Here is a 14,366-nt window from a genome sequence, read left to right on the forward strand (position 1 = left end):
CTGCAGCGAGCAACGGCTAGAATCTCCGGCAGTCCGCCCCGGGCGGCCTGTCGGAGACCCTTTCTTGCTTTCACGCCTGTTGCTGCTGGCCTTGCTGCTCCTTGGTGGTTGCGCCAGCGCGCCGCCGCCCACCCCGTCGCACACCCTCTCCGCGCAAGGGACCGCGCTGGACAGTGCGGTGCGCGAACGTGCCGCCGCGCATCCGGGGGAGTCGGGATTCCACCTGCTGGCCTCCAGCGTCGACGCCTTCCTCGCCCGCGCCGAGCTGATCCGCAAGGCCCAGCGCAGCCTCGACATCCAGTACTACATCGTCCACGACGGCCTCACCACCCGCGCGCTGATCCGCGAGTTGCTGCACGCCGCCGACCGGGGCGTGCGCGTGCGCGTGCTGATCGACGACACCAGCAGCGACGGCTGGGACTACGAGCTGGGCACCCTCGCCGCCCACCCGAACATCCAGATCCGCCTGTTCAACCCGCTGCACCTGGGCCGCAGCACCGGCATCACCCGCAACATGGGGCGCCTGCTCAATCTCTCCGAGCAGCACCGGCGCATGCACAACAAGCTGTGGCTGGCGGACGACAGCGTGGCCATCGTCGGCGGCCGCAACCTGGGGGATGAGTACTTCGACGCCAAGGCCGAGATGAACTTCAGCGACCTCGACCTGCTCGGTGTCGGGCCGATCGCCCAGTCGCTCGGGCTGAGCTTCGACCAGTACTGGAACAGCGCCCTGAGCCGGCCCATCGACGACTATCTGTGGGACCGGCCGGACAAGGTCGAGCTGGACCGCATGAGGCGCCGGCTCGACCGCTACCTGGAGCGTGCGCGGGTCAAGCGCTCGGGCTATATCGCGCGGCTCAACCGCAACAGCAACCGGCCACACCTGGACAACTGGCTGGACGATCTGGTGTGGGCGCCGTCCCGCGCCGTCTGGGACGACCCGCTGAAGGTGCTCAACCAGGACGAGCCCAGGCCCGGCCAGATGCTGAGCACCCAGCTCGAGCCGCTGTTCGACGGGGTGTCCCACGAGCTGATCCTGGTCTCGGCGTACTTCGTGCCCACCCGCGCCGGGCTCGACTACCTGACCCGACGCGCCGACCAGGGCGTCAGCGTGCGCCTGCTGACCAACTCGCTGGAAGCCACCGACGTACCCGCCGTGCATGCCGGCTATGCGCCGTATCGCATGGCCCTGCTGGAACACGGGGTGAAGCTCTACGAACTGCGTGCCCAACCGGACCGACGCATCGATGGTGCGCCCTGGATGGTGCGTGGCTCCAGCAACGCCAGCCTGCACAGCAAGGCGGCGGTTTTCGATCGCCGGCGGGTGTTCGTCGGCTCGCTGAACTTCGACCCGCGCTCGGTGCTGTGGAACACCGAGGTCGGGGTCATAGTCGACAGCCCGGAGCTGGCCGAACAGGTGCGTGGCCTGGCGCTGGCCGGCATGTCGCCGAACGTCAGCTACCAGGTGAAGATCGACCGCAACAGCAGTCCGCCCCGCCTGGTCTGGGTCAACGAGCGCGACGGCGAGCGCCATACCCGGCACCACGAGCCGGGCAGCCTGTGGCGCCGCTTCAATGCCTGGATCGCCGGCGCCATCGGGCTGGAGAAGATGCTCTAGGAGCGCTCCTGCTGCAGCTCGGCGTCGGTCGCCTGCATCACCGGCGGCAGGCCGCGGAAGGACACCAGCACGACGAAACCCGCCGCCCCCAGCGCCATCACCATCGGCAGCGCATGACCGCTGATCCACTGGCTGGCGGCGCCCGTGGCCAGCGGACCGATCAGGCAGCCGATGCCCCAGAGCTGGGCGATGTGGGCGTTGGCGCGCACCAGGGCGTCGTCCCGGTAGCGCTCGCCGATGAGGATCAGCGACAGGGTGAACAGCCCACCTGCACTGGCACCGAACAACACAAGAATCGGCCAGATCGCCGGGCTGTGCAGCAGCAGCGGAATGCCCAGGCTGCTCGCCAGCAGCACCGTGCCGCAGCCCTTGAACAGCGTCTGCCGGGAGATGCGGTCGGCCAGCCAGCCAATCGGCAATTGCAGCAGCGCATCGCCGACCACCACCGTGCTGACCATCGCCAGCGCCACCGCCTGGGTGAAGCCCTGTTGCACGCCGTAGACCGGCAGCAGGGTGAGGATCATCGCCTCGAAGCCGGCAAACAGCACCACCGCCCAGGCGATCGCCGGCAGCTTGGCGCAGAAACCGAACAGCCCGCGCCCGGAGGCACTGTGCGGGTCGACCTTGGGCGCGCCGCCACGGCCCAGCAACAGCAGGGAGCCGCCGATCAGCAGGCACACGGCGAACCAGAAGCCGCGGTCGTCGTCGGTACCGATGAAGGTCAGCAGCACCGGACCGGACAGCTGGCTCAGCGCATAGCCGGTGCCATACAGGGCGACCAGGCGACCGCGCCATTTCTCGATGGCCAGCTGATTGATCCAGCTCTCGCCGAGAATGAACACCACGGTCAGTTGCACGCCGATCAGCAGGCGCAGGACCAGCCAGATCGGATAGCTCTGCAGCAGCGCCAGCAGGCCGACCGAGAAGGCTCCCGAAATCAGGCACAGCTGCATCAGCCGCGGCGTACCGAAACGCGCCGCGAGCCGGCCGGCGAGCATGGCGCCGAGCAGCACACCGGCGGCGGGCGTCGCCGCCATCACGCCGATGGCGAAGCTGCCGTAGCCCCAGCCATCGAGGCGCAGCGATACCAGCGGCATGGTCAATCCGAGGGCCAGGCCGATGCTGATGACCGACAGGCAGACCGCAGAATAAGCACCCCAACGCATTGTCTTTCTCCTGTTCCATCCGGAGCGCACTCCGGGCCAGTGAAGACGCCCGATGCGCAATGCAAAACGGCCGGGCTTCCCAAAGGAAACCCGGCCGCAGGTTTGGCTCTTGTCAGAGCGGCCCCGAGCGGGGCCGACCTAAAAACATTTGAATCGCCAAGTTCGCCACGGAGGGCGCGAGCTAGAGCCAGGCAAGGCGAGAGCGAATTTTGGTGCGGAGTTTACTTCTGTAAATGAGCAGCCAAAATTCGTTCTCAACGCAGCATGGCCGACGCGCAGCCCCTACGAACCGTCCTTAGAGTTTGATCCAGGTGGCTTTCAATTCAGTGTACTTGTCGAACGCGTGCAGCGACTTGTCGCGGCCGTTGCCGGACTGCTTGAAGCCACCGAACGGCGCGGTCATGTCGCCGCCGTCGTACTGGTTCACCCACACGCTGCCGGCGCGCAGCGCCTTGGCGGTCAGGTGCGCCTTGGACAGGTCGCTGGTCCACACCGCGGCGGCCAGGCCGTACGGGGTGTCGTTGGCGATGCGTACGGCTTCCTCGGCATCGGTGAACTCGATGACCGACAGCACCGGGCCGAAGATCTCTTCACGGGCGATGCGCATGGCGTTGGTCACGCCGTCGAAGATGGTCGGCTCGACGTAGGTGCCGCCGGTCTCTTCCAGGGTGCGCTTGCCGCCGGCCACCAGCTTGGCGCCGTCGTCGTGGCCCGCCTGGATGTAGCTCAGCACGTTGTTCATCTGGGTGGTGTCGACCAGCGCACCGACGTTGGTTTCCGGGTCCAGCGGGTTGCCCGGCTTCCAGGCCTTGATGGCTTCGACGACCATCGGCACGAACTCGGCCTTGATCGACTTTTCCACCAGCAGGCGGGAGCCGGCGGTGCAGACTTCGCCCTGGTTGAAGGCGATGGCGCTGGCAGCGGCTTCGGCGGCGGCCTTCAGGTCCGGCGCGTCAGCAAAGACGATGTTCGGGCTCTTGCCGCCGGCTTCCAGCCAGACGCGCTTCATGTTCGATTCGCCGGCGTAGACCATCAGCTGCTTGGCGATCTTGGTCGAACCGGTGAACACCAGGGTGTCGACGTCCATGTGCAGGGCCAGGGCCTTGCCCACGGTGTGGCCGAAGCCCGGCAGGACGTTGAACACGCCTTTCGGGATGCCGGCCTCGATGGCCAGCTGGGCGATGCGGATGCCGGTCAGCGGGGACTTCTCAGAGGGCTTCAAGATCACCGAGTTACCGGTGGACAGCGCCGGGCCGAGTTTCCAGCAGGTCATCAGCAGGGGGAAGTTCCACGGCACGATGGCAGCGACCACGCCTACCGGCTCGCGGGTCACCAGACCCAGTTCGTTGTGGGCGGTGGCGGCGACTTCGTCGTAGATCTTGTCGATCGCTTCACCGCTCCAGCGCAGGCTGTTGGCGGCGCTGTTCACGTCGATGCTCAGCGAGTCGCTGATCGGCTTGCCCATGTCCAGGGTTTCCAGCAGGGCGAGCTCTTCGGCGTTGGCAAGCAGCAGCTCGGAGAAGCGGATCATCACCTTCTTGCGCTGGGCCGGCGCCATGCGCGACCACACGCCGGAGTCGAAGGCGGCACGGGCAACCTGCACGGCACGTTCGGCATCGGCCAGATCACAGCTGGCGACCTTGGTCAGGAAGCGGCCGTCCACCGGGCTGATGCAATCGAAGGTGTCGCCGGAGACGGCGGCGACGTATTCACCGTTGACGAAGGCGCGGCCTTCGATCTTCAGATCCTTGGCGCGAGCTTCCCAATCGGCGCGAGTGAGGGTACCCATGACAACGTGTCCTCTTATTAATGTACTTATCTAAGGTCCAGGCGCCCGGTGCGGGCGCGCTGTCAAATATTCCGCAAGGCGGAGCAAACGCATGCTGTCCGCCACCCTAAACCGGAGGGCGGTAATTTTCAATATTTTTTACACTAGACGGCAAAACAGCCTTGTCACGTTCGTTTTATTAAACATAGACTCCCCTCCGATCGGTGCTCGAAGGTCTTTCATAGTCGGCACCGAACGGAATATCCAACGGCGCCCACCGTGCAGGCGCCCCGCTCGCCAACAACACACAAGAATCGAGACCGTCATGAAAGTCGATCAGATCGTCGATTTCGCCCAGGCCACCACCGCCCCGGAACACTACCGCCCCGCCCCGGAGCGCATCATCAAGGGCGACCCGGCGCAGAACGTGCGCAACCACTACGCCAGCCCCTGCGGCCAGTTCAACGTCGGCATCTGGGAAGGCGAGCCGGGCCACTGGAACGTCAGCTACACCGAGCACGAATACTGCGAGATCCTCCAGGGCGTGTCGGTGATCCGCGATACCGACGGCGGCGCCAAGACCGTGCGCGTGGGCGACCGCTTCGTCATCCCGGCCGGCTTCCAGGGCACCTGGGAAGTGCTGGAGCCCTGCCGCAAGGTCTACGTGATCTTCGAGCAGAAGGCCTGATCGGCCAGATGTGAAAAAGCCCGCCAATCGGCGGGCTTTTTTGTGCCCGCCGCCCGGATGGGCAAACTGCGGGCAAGAAAAAACCCGCCACGAGGGGCGGGTTTCTTCACAAGGGCGAAGATCAATTACTTGATCTTGGCTTCCTTGTAGATCACGTGCTTGCGAACAACCGGATCGTATTTCTTGATCTCGATTTTCTCAGGCTTGGTACGCTTGTTCTTGTCGGTGGTGTAGAAGTGGCCGGTACCGGCGCTGGACACCAGACGGATCAGTTCGCGCATGACGGTGCTCCTTAGAATTTTTCGCCGCGGGCGCGCAGGTCGTTCAGAACGGCCTCGATGCCACGCTTGTCGATGATACGCATGCCTTTGGCGGAAACGCGCAGACGCACGAAGCGCTTCTCGGACTCAACCCAGAAACGGTGGTGCTGCAGGTTCGGCAGGAAACGGCGGCGGGTTTTGTTGTGTGCGTGGGAAATGTTGTTCCCGGTAACCGGACCCTTACCGGTCACTTGGCAAACTCTCGACATGGCTCAGCCCTCTGTAAACCACATGCCAAACCCGGCATGGGTTGGCTGCTTAACTCAATTGGATTCTCAGTTTCACCGGGGTCTTAACTGCCACATCGCCGCGATCGGGTCGCAAGATCAGAGCAGGGCCCCAGAAAAGAGCGCAGCTTTATATCAGAAAGACACTTCGCGCTGCAAGGGCGAGCACCACTCCGGGAAGCGGACGCCAGCCCCCGTGGGGCGTGGCACTGCTGCCGTTCGTCGCCTGTCATCGTTGTGACGGGCGGCGGCTTGGTCTAGGGTAGCTCCTTCGAGGCTGCCATCAGCCTTGCATGACCCGCCCAGCCTCGCGGATGGGCATCTTGCCAGCTCACACGGAGTCCGTCATGCGTCTCGCCCTGCTTGCCCTGCTGATTGCCCCGGCCCTTGCCAGCGCCGCCTCGCTGAGCGTCTGCACCGAAGCCAGCCCCGAAGGTTTCGATGTGGTCCAGTACAACTCGCTGACCACCACCAACGCCTCGGCCGACGTGCTGATGAACCGCCTGGTGGACTTCGACGCCCGCCGCGGCGAACTGGTCCCGAGCCTGGCCGAGCGCTGGACGGTTTCCGCCGATGGCCTGACCTATGACTTCCAGCTGCGCGGCGCGGTGAAGTTCCATCGCACCGACTACTTCAAGCCCAGCCGCACGCTGGATGCCGACGACGTGGTGTTCAGCTTCCAGCGCATGCTCGACCCCGCGCAGCCCTGGCACAAGGTGGCGCAGAGCGGCTTCCCCCATGCCCAGTCGATGCAGCTGCCAAGCCTGGTGAAAGCCGTGGAGAAGGTCGACGCGCAGCATGTGCGCTTCACCCTGAACCACCCGGACGCCACCTTCCTGCCGATGCTGAGCATGGGCTTCGCCTCTATTTATTCCGCCGAGTACGCCGACCAGTTGATGAAGGCCGGCACGCCGGAGAAGCTCAACGCCCAGCCGATCGGCACCGGCCCCTTCGTCTTCAAGCGCTTCCAGAAGGACGCCGTGGTGCGTTACGCCGCCAACGCCGAATACTTCGGCGGCAAGCCGGCGGTGGATAGCCTCGTGTTCGCCATCACCCCGGACGCCGCCGTGCGCATCCAGAAGCTCAAGCAGGGCGAATGCCAGATCGCCCTGTCGCCCAAGCCGGTGGACGTCGAGGCGGCCGCCAAGAATGCCGACCTGAAGGTGGTGCAGACCCCGGCCTTCATGACCGCCTTCGTCGGCATCAACAGCCAGCACGCGCCGCTGGACAACTCCAAGGTGCGCCAGGCGATCAACCTGGCCTTCGACAAGCGCAGCTACCTGCAGGCGGTCTTCGCCGGCAGCGCCATTCCCGCCGAGGGCGTCTACCCGCCGAACACCTGGAGCTACGCCAAGGACATCCCCGGCTACCCGTACGCTCCGGACAAGGCCCGTGCCCTGCTGGCCGAGGCCGGGCTGAAGGACGGCTTCAAGACCACCATCTGGACCCGCCCCTCCGGCAGCCTGCTCAACCCCAACCCCAGCACCGGCGCGCAACTACTGCAGTCGGACCTGGCGAAGGTCGGCATCCAGGCGGAAATCCGCGTCATCGAATGGGGCGAGCTGATCCGCCGCGCCAAGGCCGGCGAGCACGACCTGCTGTTCATGGGCTGGGCCGGTGACAATGGCGACCCGGACAACTTCCTCACCCCGCAATTCTCCTGCGCCAGCGTCAAGTCCGGACTCAATTTCGCCCGTTACTGCGACGAGAAGCTCGACGGCCTGATCAGCCAGGGCAAGACGCTGGCCGACCAGGCCAAGCGCAGCGAGCTGTATCACCAGGCGCAGCAGATCATCCACGACCAGGCGCTGTGGCTGCCGCTGGCCCACCCGACGGCCTCGGCCATCACCCGCAAGGACGTGAAGGGTTATGCGGTGAGTCCGTTCGGCCGCCAGGACTACTCCAGGATCACCTTCTGACCACTTGAGTCGAGTACGGCAGCTACAGCCAACCGTACTCGGCCATCGACAGCGGCTCACCATCGCCGACGATGAAGTGATCGAGCACGCGCACGTCGATCAGCGCCAGCGCATCGACGATGCGCCGGGTCAGCAGGCGGTCGGACTGGCTCGGCTCGCAGATGCCCGAGGGGTGGTTGTGGGTGAGGATCAGCGCGGCCGCATTGTGCGCCAGCGCGCGCTTCACGATCTGCCGGGGATAGACGCTGGCGCTGTCGATGGAGCCGTGGAACAGCACCTCGAAACTCAGCACACGGTGGCGGTTGTCCATGAACAGGCAGGCGAACACCTCGTGGGGCTCGTGGCGCAGCCGCGCCTTGAGGAAGTCGCGCACCGCCTGCGGGCTTTCCAGCGCCGAGTCGCGGCTCAGTTGCTCGGCGAGATGGCGCCGGGCGATTTCCAGCACCGCCTGCAGTTGCACGAACTTGGCGACGCCCAGCCCCAGGTGGCCGCAGAAGGACTCAAGATCGGCCTCCAGCAGCGCGCGCAGGCTGCCGAACTCGGCCAGCAGCCGCCGCGCCAGGTCGACGGCACTGCAACCGGCCACGCCGGTACGCAGGAAGATGGCCAACAGCTCGGCGTCGCTCAGGCTCGCCGCCCCTCGTTCGAGGAGTTTCTCCCGCGGGCGCTCCGCCGCGGGCCAATCACGAATGCTCACCAGACCTCCCAGTCACGCCAGCCCGCTGTTCCCATGCGGGCGCTGTGATATCTTACCCCCCTCGCTTCGCGCAGCCGGGGGCCTGGGGAGGCGTCGCCGGCTTCAGCGCGCGTCATCCATTTCCGTAAATCAAGGCTGACCTATGCAGCGGCTCTATCGTAAACGCATCGTCCTGGGCGTCGGCGGCGGCATCGCTGCCTACAAGAGCGCCGAACTGGTTCGCCGCCTGCGCGATCAGGGCGCCGAGGTGCGTGTCGTGATGACCCAGGGCGGCCGCGAGTTCATCACCCCGCTTACCCTCCAGGCGCTGTCCGGCCATCCGGTGCACCTGGACCTGCTCGACCCCGCAGCAGAAGCGGCCATGGGCCATATCGAGCTGGCCCGCTGGGCCGACCTGGTGCTGATCGCCCCGGCCACCGCCGATCTGATGGCGCGCCTGGCCCAGGGCATCGCCAACGACCTGCTGACCACCCTGGTGCTCGCCACCGACGCGCAGATCGCCCTTGCCCCGGCCATGAACCAGGCCATGTGGCGCGACCCAGCCACCCAGGTGAATGCCGAACTGCTGCGCTCGCGCGGTCTGCACTTCTTCGGCCCTGCCGCCGGCAGCCAGGCCTGCGGCGATGTCGGCCCCGGCCGCATGCTGGAAGCCGAAGAGCTGGCGCAACGCGCCGCCGACTGCTTCGAATTCAAGGACCTGACCGGCCAGCACGTACTGATCACCGCAGGCCCCACCCAGGAAAACATCGACCCGGTGCGCTACATCACCAACCACAGCTCCGGAAAGATGGGCTTCGCCCTGGCCGAAGCCGCGGCCGAAGCCGGCGCCCGCGTGACCCTGGTGACCGGTCCGGTGCACCTGCCCACGCCCGACCGGGTCAACCGCGTCGACGTGGTCAGCGCCCGCGACATGCTCGCCGCCTGCGAGGCCGCGATGCCGGCGGATATCCTGATCGCCGCCGCCGCCGTGGCCGACTACCGCCCGGAAGTGGTCGCGTCGCAGAAGCTCAAGAAAGACCCCACCAAAGGCGACGGCCTGCTGTTGCAGCTGGTACGCAACCCGGACATCCTCGCCACCCTCGCGCAGCGCAGCGACCGCCCGTTCAGCGTCGGCTTCGCCGCCGAGACCGAGAACCTGCTCGAGTACGCCTCGCGCAAGCTCAAGGACAAGAATCTCGACCTGATCGTGGCCAACGACGTGGCGAATCCGTCGATCGGCTTCAACAGTGAAGAGAACGCCATCACGGTCATCGACCGCGGGCTGCACGAAACTGCGTTCGCCCAGACCAGCAAGGGCAAGATCGCCCGCCAGCTGATCGCCTTCATCGCTGACCGCACCAAACGACACTGAGAACTCAATGCACTCTCTGCAAGCCAAGATCCTCGACCCCCGCCTGGGCAACGAATTCCCGTTGCCGCAGTACGCCACCCCGGGTTCCGCCGGCCTCGACCTGCGCGCCATGCTCAAGGAAGACCTGGTCCTCGAACCGGGCCAGACCGTGCTGATCCCCACCGGCCTGTCGATCTACATCGCCGATCCGGGCCTGGCCGCGATGATCCTGCCGCGCTCGGGCCTGGGCCATAAGCACGGCATCGTCCTGGGCAACCTGGTCGGGCTGATCGATTCGGACTACCAGGGCGAGCTGATGGTCTCCTGCTGGAACCGCGGCCAGAGCGCCTTCAACATCGCCGTGGGCGAGCGCATCGCGCAACTGGTGCTGGTGCCGGTGGTGCAGGCGCACTTCGAGCTGGTCGAAACCTTCGACGAAACCCAGCGCGGCGCCGGCGGTTTCGGGCATTCGGGCAGCCACTGATCGCTCACTTCAGGATGAATCGCCGAGGAGACGTTGCATGAAACTTTTCCAACGCACCGCCAAGGACGCAGGTGACCTGCCGGAGATCGTACCGGCAGGCAAGGCCAGCAAGCGCGCGCCCGCCGCCGCAAAGGTCGATCTGAAGCCCCTGGTGCCGGCGATGGGCGCCGCCGCTGCCGGTGTCGCCGCTGCCGGCGCCCTGCTCTGGTTCAGCCTGTTCGGCAGCGCCGAGCAGGTTCATCGTCAGCAGTTGGCCAGCGCCTGGTCGGAAAACCAGGCCGGCGCCCTGCGCCAGTCGCTGAACCAGCTGGCCGCCGACAATCGCACCATCGCCGGCAATCCGGAACTGCTGCCGACGCTGCAGAGCAACGATCCCAGCCGAATCGCCGCACTGGAAAAGGCCCTTGCGCAATGGCGCCTCGACGGTCTGGTGGATGTCCACCTGAACGCCAGCGGCCAGGCCGTGCAGGACACCCAGCGCCCCGGCCCGCTCAACTATGCGGTACTGGACATGCTGCACCGCGTCGAAAGCGGCCAGGTGGTTGCCCCGGAGGCCTACAAGGTCGGCCAGCGCTGGCTGGTCTACAGCGCCACCGCCCTGCGCGCTGCCGACAATTCGATTCCGGGCAGCCTGCTGCTGGTGTTCGATCTGCAGCGCCTGCTCAATGGCCTGCCATCGATGCCCGCCGATGTCGGCCAACTGCAACTGGCCCAGCAATTCGGCAGCTCGCCGGCACAAGTGCTGCTGCAGTCCGGCCAGGCCGCCGAGGCTCCAGTGCAGCCGCTCAATAGCGGCAATCCCAACTGGAAACTCAGCTTCACCGCCGGCCCGGCCCTGGTCGCGCCGCTCTACTCCCCCGTCCTGCTCGGCCTCGCCGCCCTGCTCGCCCTGGCCGGCTCGCTGCTCGGCGCCTATCTCGCGCAGAGCGGTCTGCAACGCCGCGTGAACAAGGACGCCCAGACCCTCGGCCAGTTCGCTCAGGAACTCGCCGGCCAACGCACTGCCAAAGTTCCTGAGCTGAGCCTGCCAAGCCTGCAGGCCGTTGCTCAGGCGCTGGCCCGCCAACCACGTCGCAAAGCCGAAACCCCCGGTGCCAGCAGCGCCGACGCTCCCGCCCAACCGGCCCCCGTGGCCAGCCCGGCGCGCGCCCCGGCTGCTGCCACCGAGACGCCATTGGTCGACCCGCAGTTCCAGAACACCGACATTCTGGATATCGACATACTTGATGAAGACCAGGACCTCCTGGGATTGGAGCACACCACCGCTATGAGCACGCCTAAAGCCCCGCAACTGCCCGCCAGTATCTTCCGCGCCTACGACATCCGTGGCGTGGTCGGCGATACCCTGACCGCCGAGACCGCCTACTGGGTGGGTCGAGCCATCGGCTCCGAGAGCCTGGCGCGCGGCGAACCGAACGTCAGCGTCGGCCGCGATGGCCGCCTGTCCGGTCCCGAGCTGGTGCAGCAACTGATCCAGGGCCTGCTCGATTGCGGCTGCAACGTCACCGACATCGGCATGGTGCCGACCCCGGTGCTGTACTACGCGGCCAACGTCCTGGAAGGCAAGTCGGGCGTGATGCTCACCGGCAGCCACAACCCGCCGAACTACAACGGCTTCAAGATCGTCGTCGCCGGCGAAACCCTGGCCAACGAACAGATCCAGGCCCTGCGCGAGCGCATCGAGAACAACGACCTGGCCACCGGCGTGGGCAGCGTGCAGCAGCTCGACATCCTGCCGCGCTACTTCCAGCAGATCCGCGACGACATCGCCGTGGCCAAGCCGCTGAAAGTGGTGGTGGACTGCGGCAACGGCGTGGCCGGCGTGATCGCCCCGCAGCTGATCGAAGCCCTGGGCTGCACCGTGATCCCGCTGTACTGCGACGTCGACGGCACCTTCCCCAATCACCACCCGGATCCGGGCAAGCCCGAGAACCTGGAAGACCTGATCGCCAAGGTCAAGGAAACCGGCGCCGACATCGGCCTGGCCTTCGACGGCGACGGCGACCGCGTGGGCGTGGTGACCAACGAAGGCACCATCATCTACCCAGACCGCCTGCTGATGCTGTTCGCCAAGGACGTGGTCTCGCGCAACCCGGGCGCCGACATCATCTTCGACGTGAAATGCACCCGTCGCCTGATCTCGCTGATCAGCGGCTACGGCGGCCGTCCGGTGATGTGGAAGACCGGTCACTCGCTGATCAAGAAGAAGATGAAGGAAACCGGCGCGCTGCTCGCTGGCGAGATGAGCGGCCACATCTTCTTCAAGGAGCGCTGGTTCGGCTTCGACGACGGCATCTACAGCGCCGCGCGCCTGCTGGAAATCATCAGCCAGGACAAGCGTGACGCCGAGCGCGTGTTCTCCGCCTTCCCGCTGGACATCTCCACCCCGGAAATCAACATCACCGTCACCGACGAGGGCAAGTTCGCCCTGATCGAGGCGCTGCAGGCCCGCGGCCAGTGGGGCGAAGCCAACCTCACCACCCTCGACGGCGTGCGCGTGGATTACCCCAAAGGCTGGGGCCTGGTACGCGCTTCCAACACCACGCCGGTGCTGGTGCTGCGCTTCGAGGCGGACACCCAGGACGAACTGGAACGCATCAAGGACGTGTTCCGCACCCAGCTGAAAGCGGTCGACCCCGCCCTCAGCCTGCCCTTTTGACCTATTTGCCGGAGCCCACCATGACCCAGAGCCGCGATGACGCCGCCCAGGTTGCCCGCGTCCTTGCCGAAGCCCTGCCCTACATCCGCCGGTTCGTCGGCAAGACGCTGGTGATCAAGTACGGCGGCAACGCCATGGAGACGGACGAGCTGAAGAACAGCTTCGCCCGCGACGTGGTGCTGATGAAAGCCGTCGGCATCAACCCGGTGGTGGTTCATGGTGGCGGGCCGCAGATCGGCGACCTGCTCAGCCGCCTGTCGATCGAGAGCCACTTCATCGATGGCATGCGCGTCACCGACGCGCAGACCATGGACGTGGTGGAGATGGTCCTCGGCGGCCAGGTGAACAAGGACATCGTCAACCTGATCAACCGTCATGGCGGCAGCGCCATCGGCCTGACCGGCAAGGACGCCGAGCTGATCCGCGCGAAGAAGCTCACCGTCACCCGCCAGACGCCGGAAATGACCACGCCGGAAATCATCGACATCGGCCATGTGGGCGAAGTCACCGGGGTCAACGTCGACCTGCTGAACATGCTGGTGCAGGGCGACTTCATCCCGGTGATCGCGCCGATCGGCGTGGGCGCCAATGGCGAGTCCTACAACATCAACGCTGACCTGGTGGCCGGCAAGGTCGCCGAGGCGCTGAAGGCCGAGAAGCTGATGCTACTCACCAACATCGCCGGCCTGATGGACAAGCAGGGCCAGGTACTCACGGGCCTGACCACCGAGCAGGTCAACGCACTGATCGCCGACGGCACCATCTACGGCGGCATGCTGCCGAAGATCCGCTGTGCCCTGGAAGCGGTGCAGGGCGGCGTGACCAGCGCGCACATCATCGATGGCCGCGTGCCCAACGCCGTGCTGCTGGAGATCTTCACCGACAGCGGCGTCGGCACCCTGATCACCAACCGCAAGCACCACTGATCAAGACACCCGCCAGGAGCGATCCTCGCGGGTGTTTTTCCGCCTGTTCGAGGCCTCATCAGACGCCATGAATACCCAGCCTCGAACAGGTCTTCAGGAGTTTGTCTGACATGGCCGCGTCTCCCGTTTCACGCAACGATTTCCGTTTCTTCCACGGCCTGCGCGTGCGCTGGTCGGAGGTCGACCCGCAAGGGATCGTCTTCAACGGCAACTACCTGACCTACGCCGACGTCGCCACCACCGAGTACTACCGCCACCTGGGCGTGAGCTACCCGGCCGACCTGCTGCGCGGCGGCGGCGATCTGTTCGCGGTGAAGACCACCCTGGAATACCTGGCGCCGGCGCACTTCGACGACTGGCTGGAGCTGGGCGTGCGGGTGAGCCGCCTGGGCCGCAGCAGCCTGACTTTCCAGGTGGGAATCTGGTGCGACGAGCAGCTGCTGACGCTGGGTGAACTGATCTACGCCTATGCCGGCGAGGACCGCACCAGCCAGCCCTTGCCGGACTGGCTGCGCGGGAAGATCAACGAATTCGAACGGTGTACGCCGCAGCAGTAAGCCGCAA

Annotated in this window: 13 protein-coding genes; 8 read left to right on the forward strand and 5 right to left on the reverse strand. The window is 66.0% G+C overall.

The genetic code is table 11. From position 1 onward, the window contains the following. Positions 1-64 precede the first annotated feature (64 nt). The gene (locus tag ACAW63_RS03665) at positions 65-1,618 is read left to right on the forward strand and encodes a phospholipase D family protein (RefSeq protein ID WP_371231760.1); all 1,554 of its coding nucleotides are present in this window, start codon (positions 65-67) and stop codon (positions 1,616-1,618) included. Here ACAW63_RS03665 and ACAW63_RS03670 read toward each other — a convergent pair. Together ACAW63_RS03670 and ACAW63_RS03675 are read right to left on the reverse strand one after the other, a co-directional pair. Further along, positions 1,615-2,784, reverse strand: coding sequence for an MFS transporter (locus tag ACAW63_RS03670; RefSeq protein ID WP_371231762.1), 1,170 nt, complete (start codon positions 2,782-2,784; stop codon positions 1,615-1,617). The two genes, ACAW63_RS03665 and ACAW63_RS03670, sit on opposite strands and share 4 nt — an antisense overlap. 295 nt (positions 2,785-3,079) lie before the next feature. Beyond that, positions 3,080-4,573: an aldehyde dehydrogenase gene (locus ACAW63_RS03675; RefSeq protein WP_370600299.1), complete on the reverse strand. Its 1,494-nt coding sequence runs from the start codon at positions 4,571-4,573 to the stop codon at positions 3,080-3,082. A gap of 304 nt (positions 4,574-4,877) precedes the next feature. On the opposite strand from ACAW63_RS03675, the gene ACAW63_RS03680 reads away from it, so the two are divergent. Beyond that, positions 4,878-5,240 (forward strand): cupin domain-containing protein, encoded by a 363-nt coding sequence (locus ACAW63_RS03680; protein ID WP_371231764.1) that lies wholly within the window; start codon positions 4,878-4,880, stop codon positions 5,238-5,240. 125 nt (positions 5,241-5,365) lie between these two features. Here ACAW63_RS03680 and rpmG read toward each other — a convergent pair whose 3' ends face one another. Both rpmG and rpmB read right to left on the reverse strand, forming a co-directional pair. After that, positions 5,366-5,521 carry a 50S ribosomal protein L33 gene (rpmG, locus tag ACAW63_RS03685; protein WP_017520721.1) on the reverse strand — a complete coding sequence of 52 codons (156 nt, stop codon included), beginning with the start codon at positions 5,519-5,521 and terminating at the stop codon, positions 5,366-5,368. An 11-nt stretch (positions 5,522-5,532) separates the two neighbouring features. Beyond that, positions 5,533-5,769: a 50S ribosomal protein L28 gene (gene rpmB, locus ACAW63_RS03690; protein WP_009614118.1), complete on the reverse strand. Its 237-nt coding sequence runs from the start codon at positions 5,767-5,769 to the stop codon at positions 5,533-5,535. Positions 5,770-6,134: 365 nt separating this feature from the next. Here rpmB and ACAW63_RS03695 point away from each other — a divergent pair, with 365 nt between their 5' ends. After that, the gene (locus ACAW63_RS03695; protein WP_371231766.1) at positions 6,135-7,706 is read left to right on the forward strand and encodes an ABC transporter substrate-binding protein; all 1,572 of its coding nucleotides are present in this window, start codon (positions 6,135-6,137) and stop codon (positions 7,704-7,706) included. A 22-nt stretch (positions 7,707-7,728) separates the two neighbouring features. On the opposite strand, the gene radC is transcribed toward ACAW63_RS03695, so the two are convergent. Beyond that, positions 7,729-8,403: a DNA repair protein RadC gene (radC, locus tag ACAW63_RS03700; RefSeq protein ID WP_371231768.1), complete on the reverse strand. Its 675-nt coding sequence runs from the start codon at positions 8,401-8,403 to the stop codon at positions 7,729-7,731. 142 nt (positions 8,404-8,545) lie between these two features. Between radC and coaBC the strand changes: the two genes are divergently transcribed. From coaBC to ACAW63_RS03725, 5 genes are all read left to right on the forward strand, one after another. Next, positions 8,546-9,754, forward strand: a complete 1,209-nt coding sequence (gene coaBC, locus ACAW63_RS03705) for a bifunctional phosphopantothenoylcysteine decarboxylase/phosphopantothenate--cysteine ligase CoaBC (protein ID WP_275609264.1) — start codon at positions 8,546-8,548, stop codon at positions 9,752-9,754. Between the two features lie 7 nt (positions 9,755-9,761). Continuing rightward, the gene (gene dut, locus ACAW63_RS03710) at positions 9,762-10,217 is read left to right on the forward strand and encodes a dUTP diphosphatase (protein ID WP_331319564.1); all 456 of its coding nucleotides are present in this window, start codon (positions 9,762-9,764) and stop codon (positions 10,215-10,217) included. A 37-nt stretch (positions 10,218-10,254) separates the two neighbouring features. After that, positions 10,255-12,876: a phosphomannomutase/phosphoglucomutase gene (locus ACAW63_RS03715; RefSeq protein ID WP_371231769.1), complete on the forward strand. Its 2,622-nt coding sequence runs from the start codon at positions 10,255-10,257 to the stop codon at positions 12,874-12,876. 20 nt (positions 12,877-12,896) lie between these two features. After that, entirely contained in the window at positions 12,897-13,802 is a 906-nt protein-coding gene (argB, locus tag ACAW63_RS03720) for an acetylglutamate kinase (RefSeq protein WP_275609267.1), read from the forward strand. 110 nt (positions 13,803-13,912) lie between these two features. Then, complete coding sequence (locus ACAW63_RS03725) at positions 13,913-14,359, forward strand: acyl-CoA thioesterase (RefSeq protein ID WP_371231771.1); 447 nt, start codon at positions 13,913-13,915, stop codon at positions 14,357-14,359. Positions 14,360-14,366: the final 7 nt, after the last annotated feature.

This window comes from Pseudomonas sp. QE6 (assembly GCF_041379005.1).
Taxonomy (GTDB): domain Bacteria; phylum Pseudomonadota; class Gammaproteobacteria; order Pseudomonadales; family Pseudomonadaceae; genus Pseudomonas.

Coding starts and splice junctions, on each gene's coding strand:
- rpmG (WP_017520721.1), bottom strand. CDS start 5,521: ATGCGCGAACTGATCCGTCTGGTGTCCAGCGCCGGTACCGGCCACTTC.
- ACAW63_RS03695 (WP_371231766.1), top strand. CDS start 6,135: ATGCGTCTCGCCCTGCTTGCCCTGCTGATTGCCCCGGCCCTTGCCAGC.
- argB (WP_275609267.1), top strand. CDS start 12,897: ATGACCCAGAGCCGCGATGACGCCGCCCAGGTTGCCCGCGTCCTTGCC.
- ACAW63_RS03670 (WP_371231762.1), bottom strand. CDS start 2,784: ATGCGTTGGGGTGCTTATTCTGCGGTCTGCCTGTCGGTCATCAGCATC.
- dut (WP_331319564.1), top strand. CDS start 9,762: ATGCACTCTCTGCAAGCCAAGATCCTCGACCCCCGCCTGGGCAACGAA.
- ACAW63_RS03725 (WP_371231771.1), top strand. CDS start 13,913: ATGGCCGCGTCTCCCGTTTCACGCAACGATTTCCGTTTCTTCCACGGC.
- rpmB (WP_009614118.1), bottom strand. CDS start 5,769: ATGTCGAGAGTTTGCCAAGTGACCGGTAAGGGTCCGGTTACCGGGAAC.
- ACAW63_RS03680 (WP_371231764.1), top strand. CDS start 4,878: ATGAAAGTCGATCAGATCGTCGATTTCGCCCAGGCCACCACCGCCCCG.
- ACAW63_RS03675 (WP_370600299.1), bottom strand. CDS start 4,573: ATGGGTACCCTCACTCGCGCCGATTGGGAAGCTCGCGCCAAGGATCTG.
- coaBC (WP_275609264.1), top strand. CDS start 8,546: ATGCAGCGGCTCTATCGTAAACGCATCGTCCTGGGCGTCGGCGGCGGC.
- ACAW63_RS03715 (WP_371231769.1), top strand. CDS start 10,255: ATGAAACTTTTCCAACGCACCGCCAAGGACGCAGGTGACCTGCCGGAG.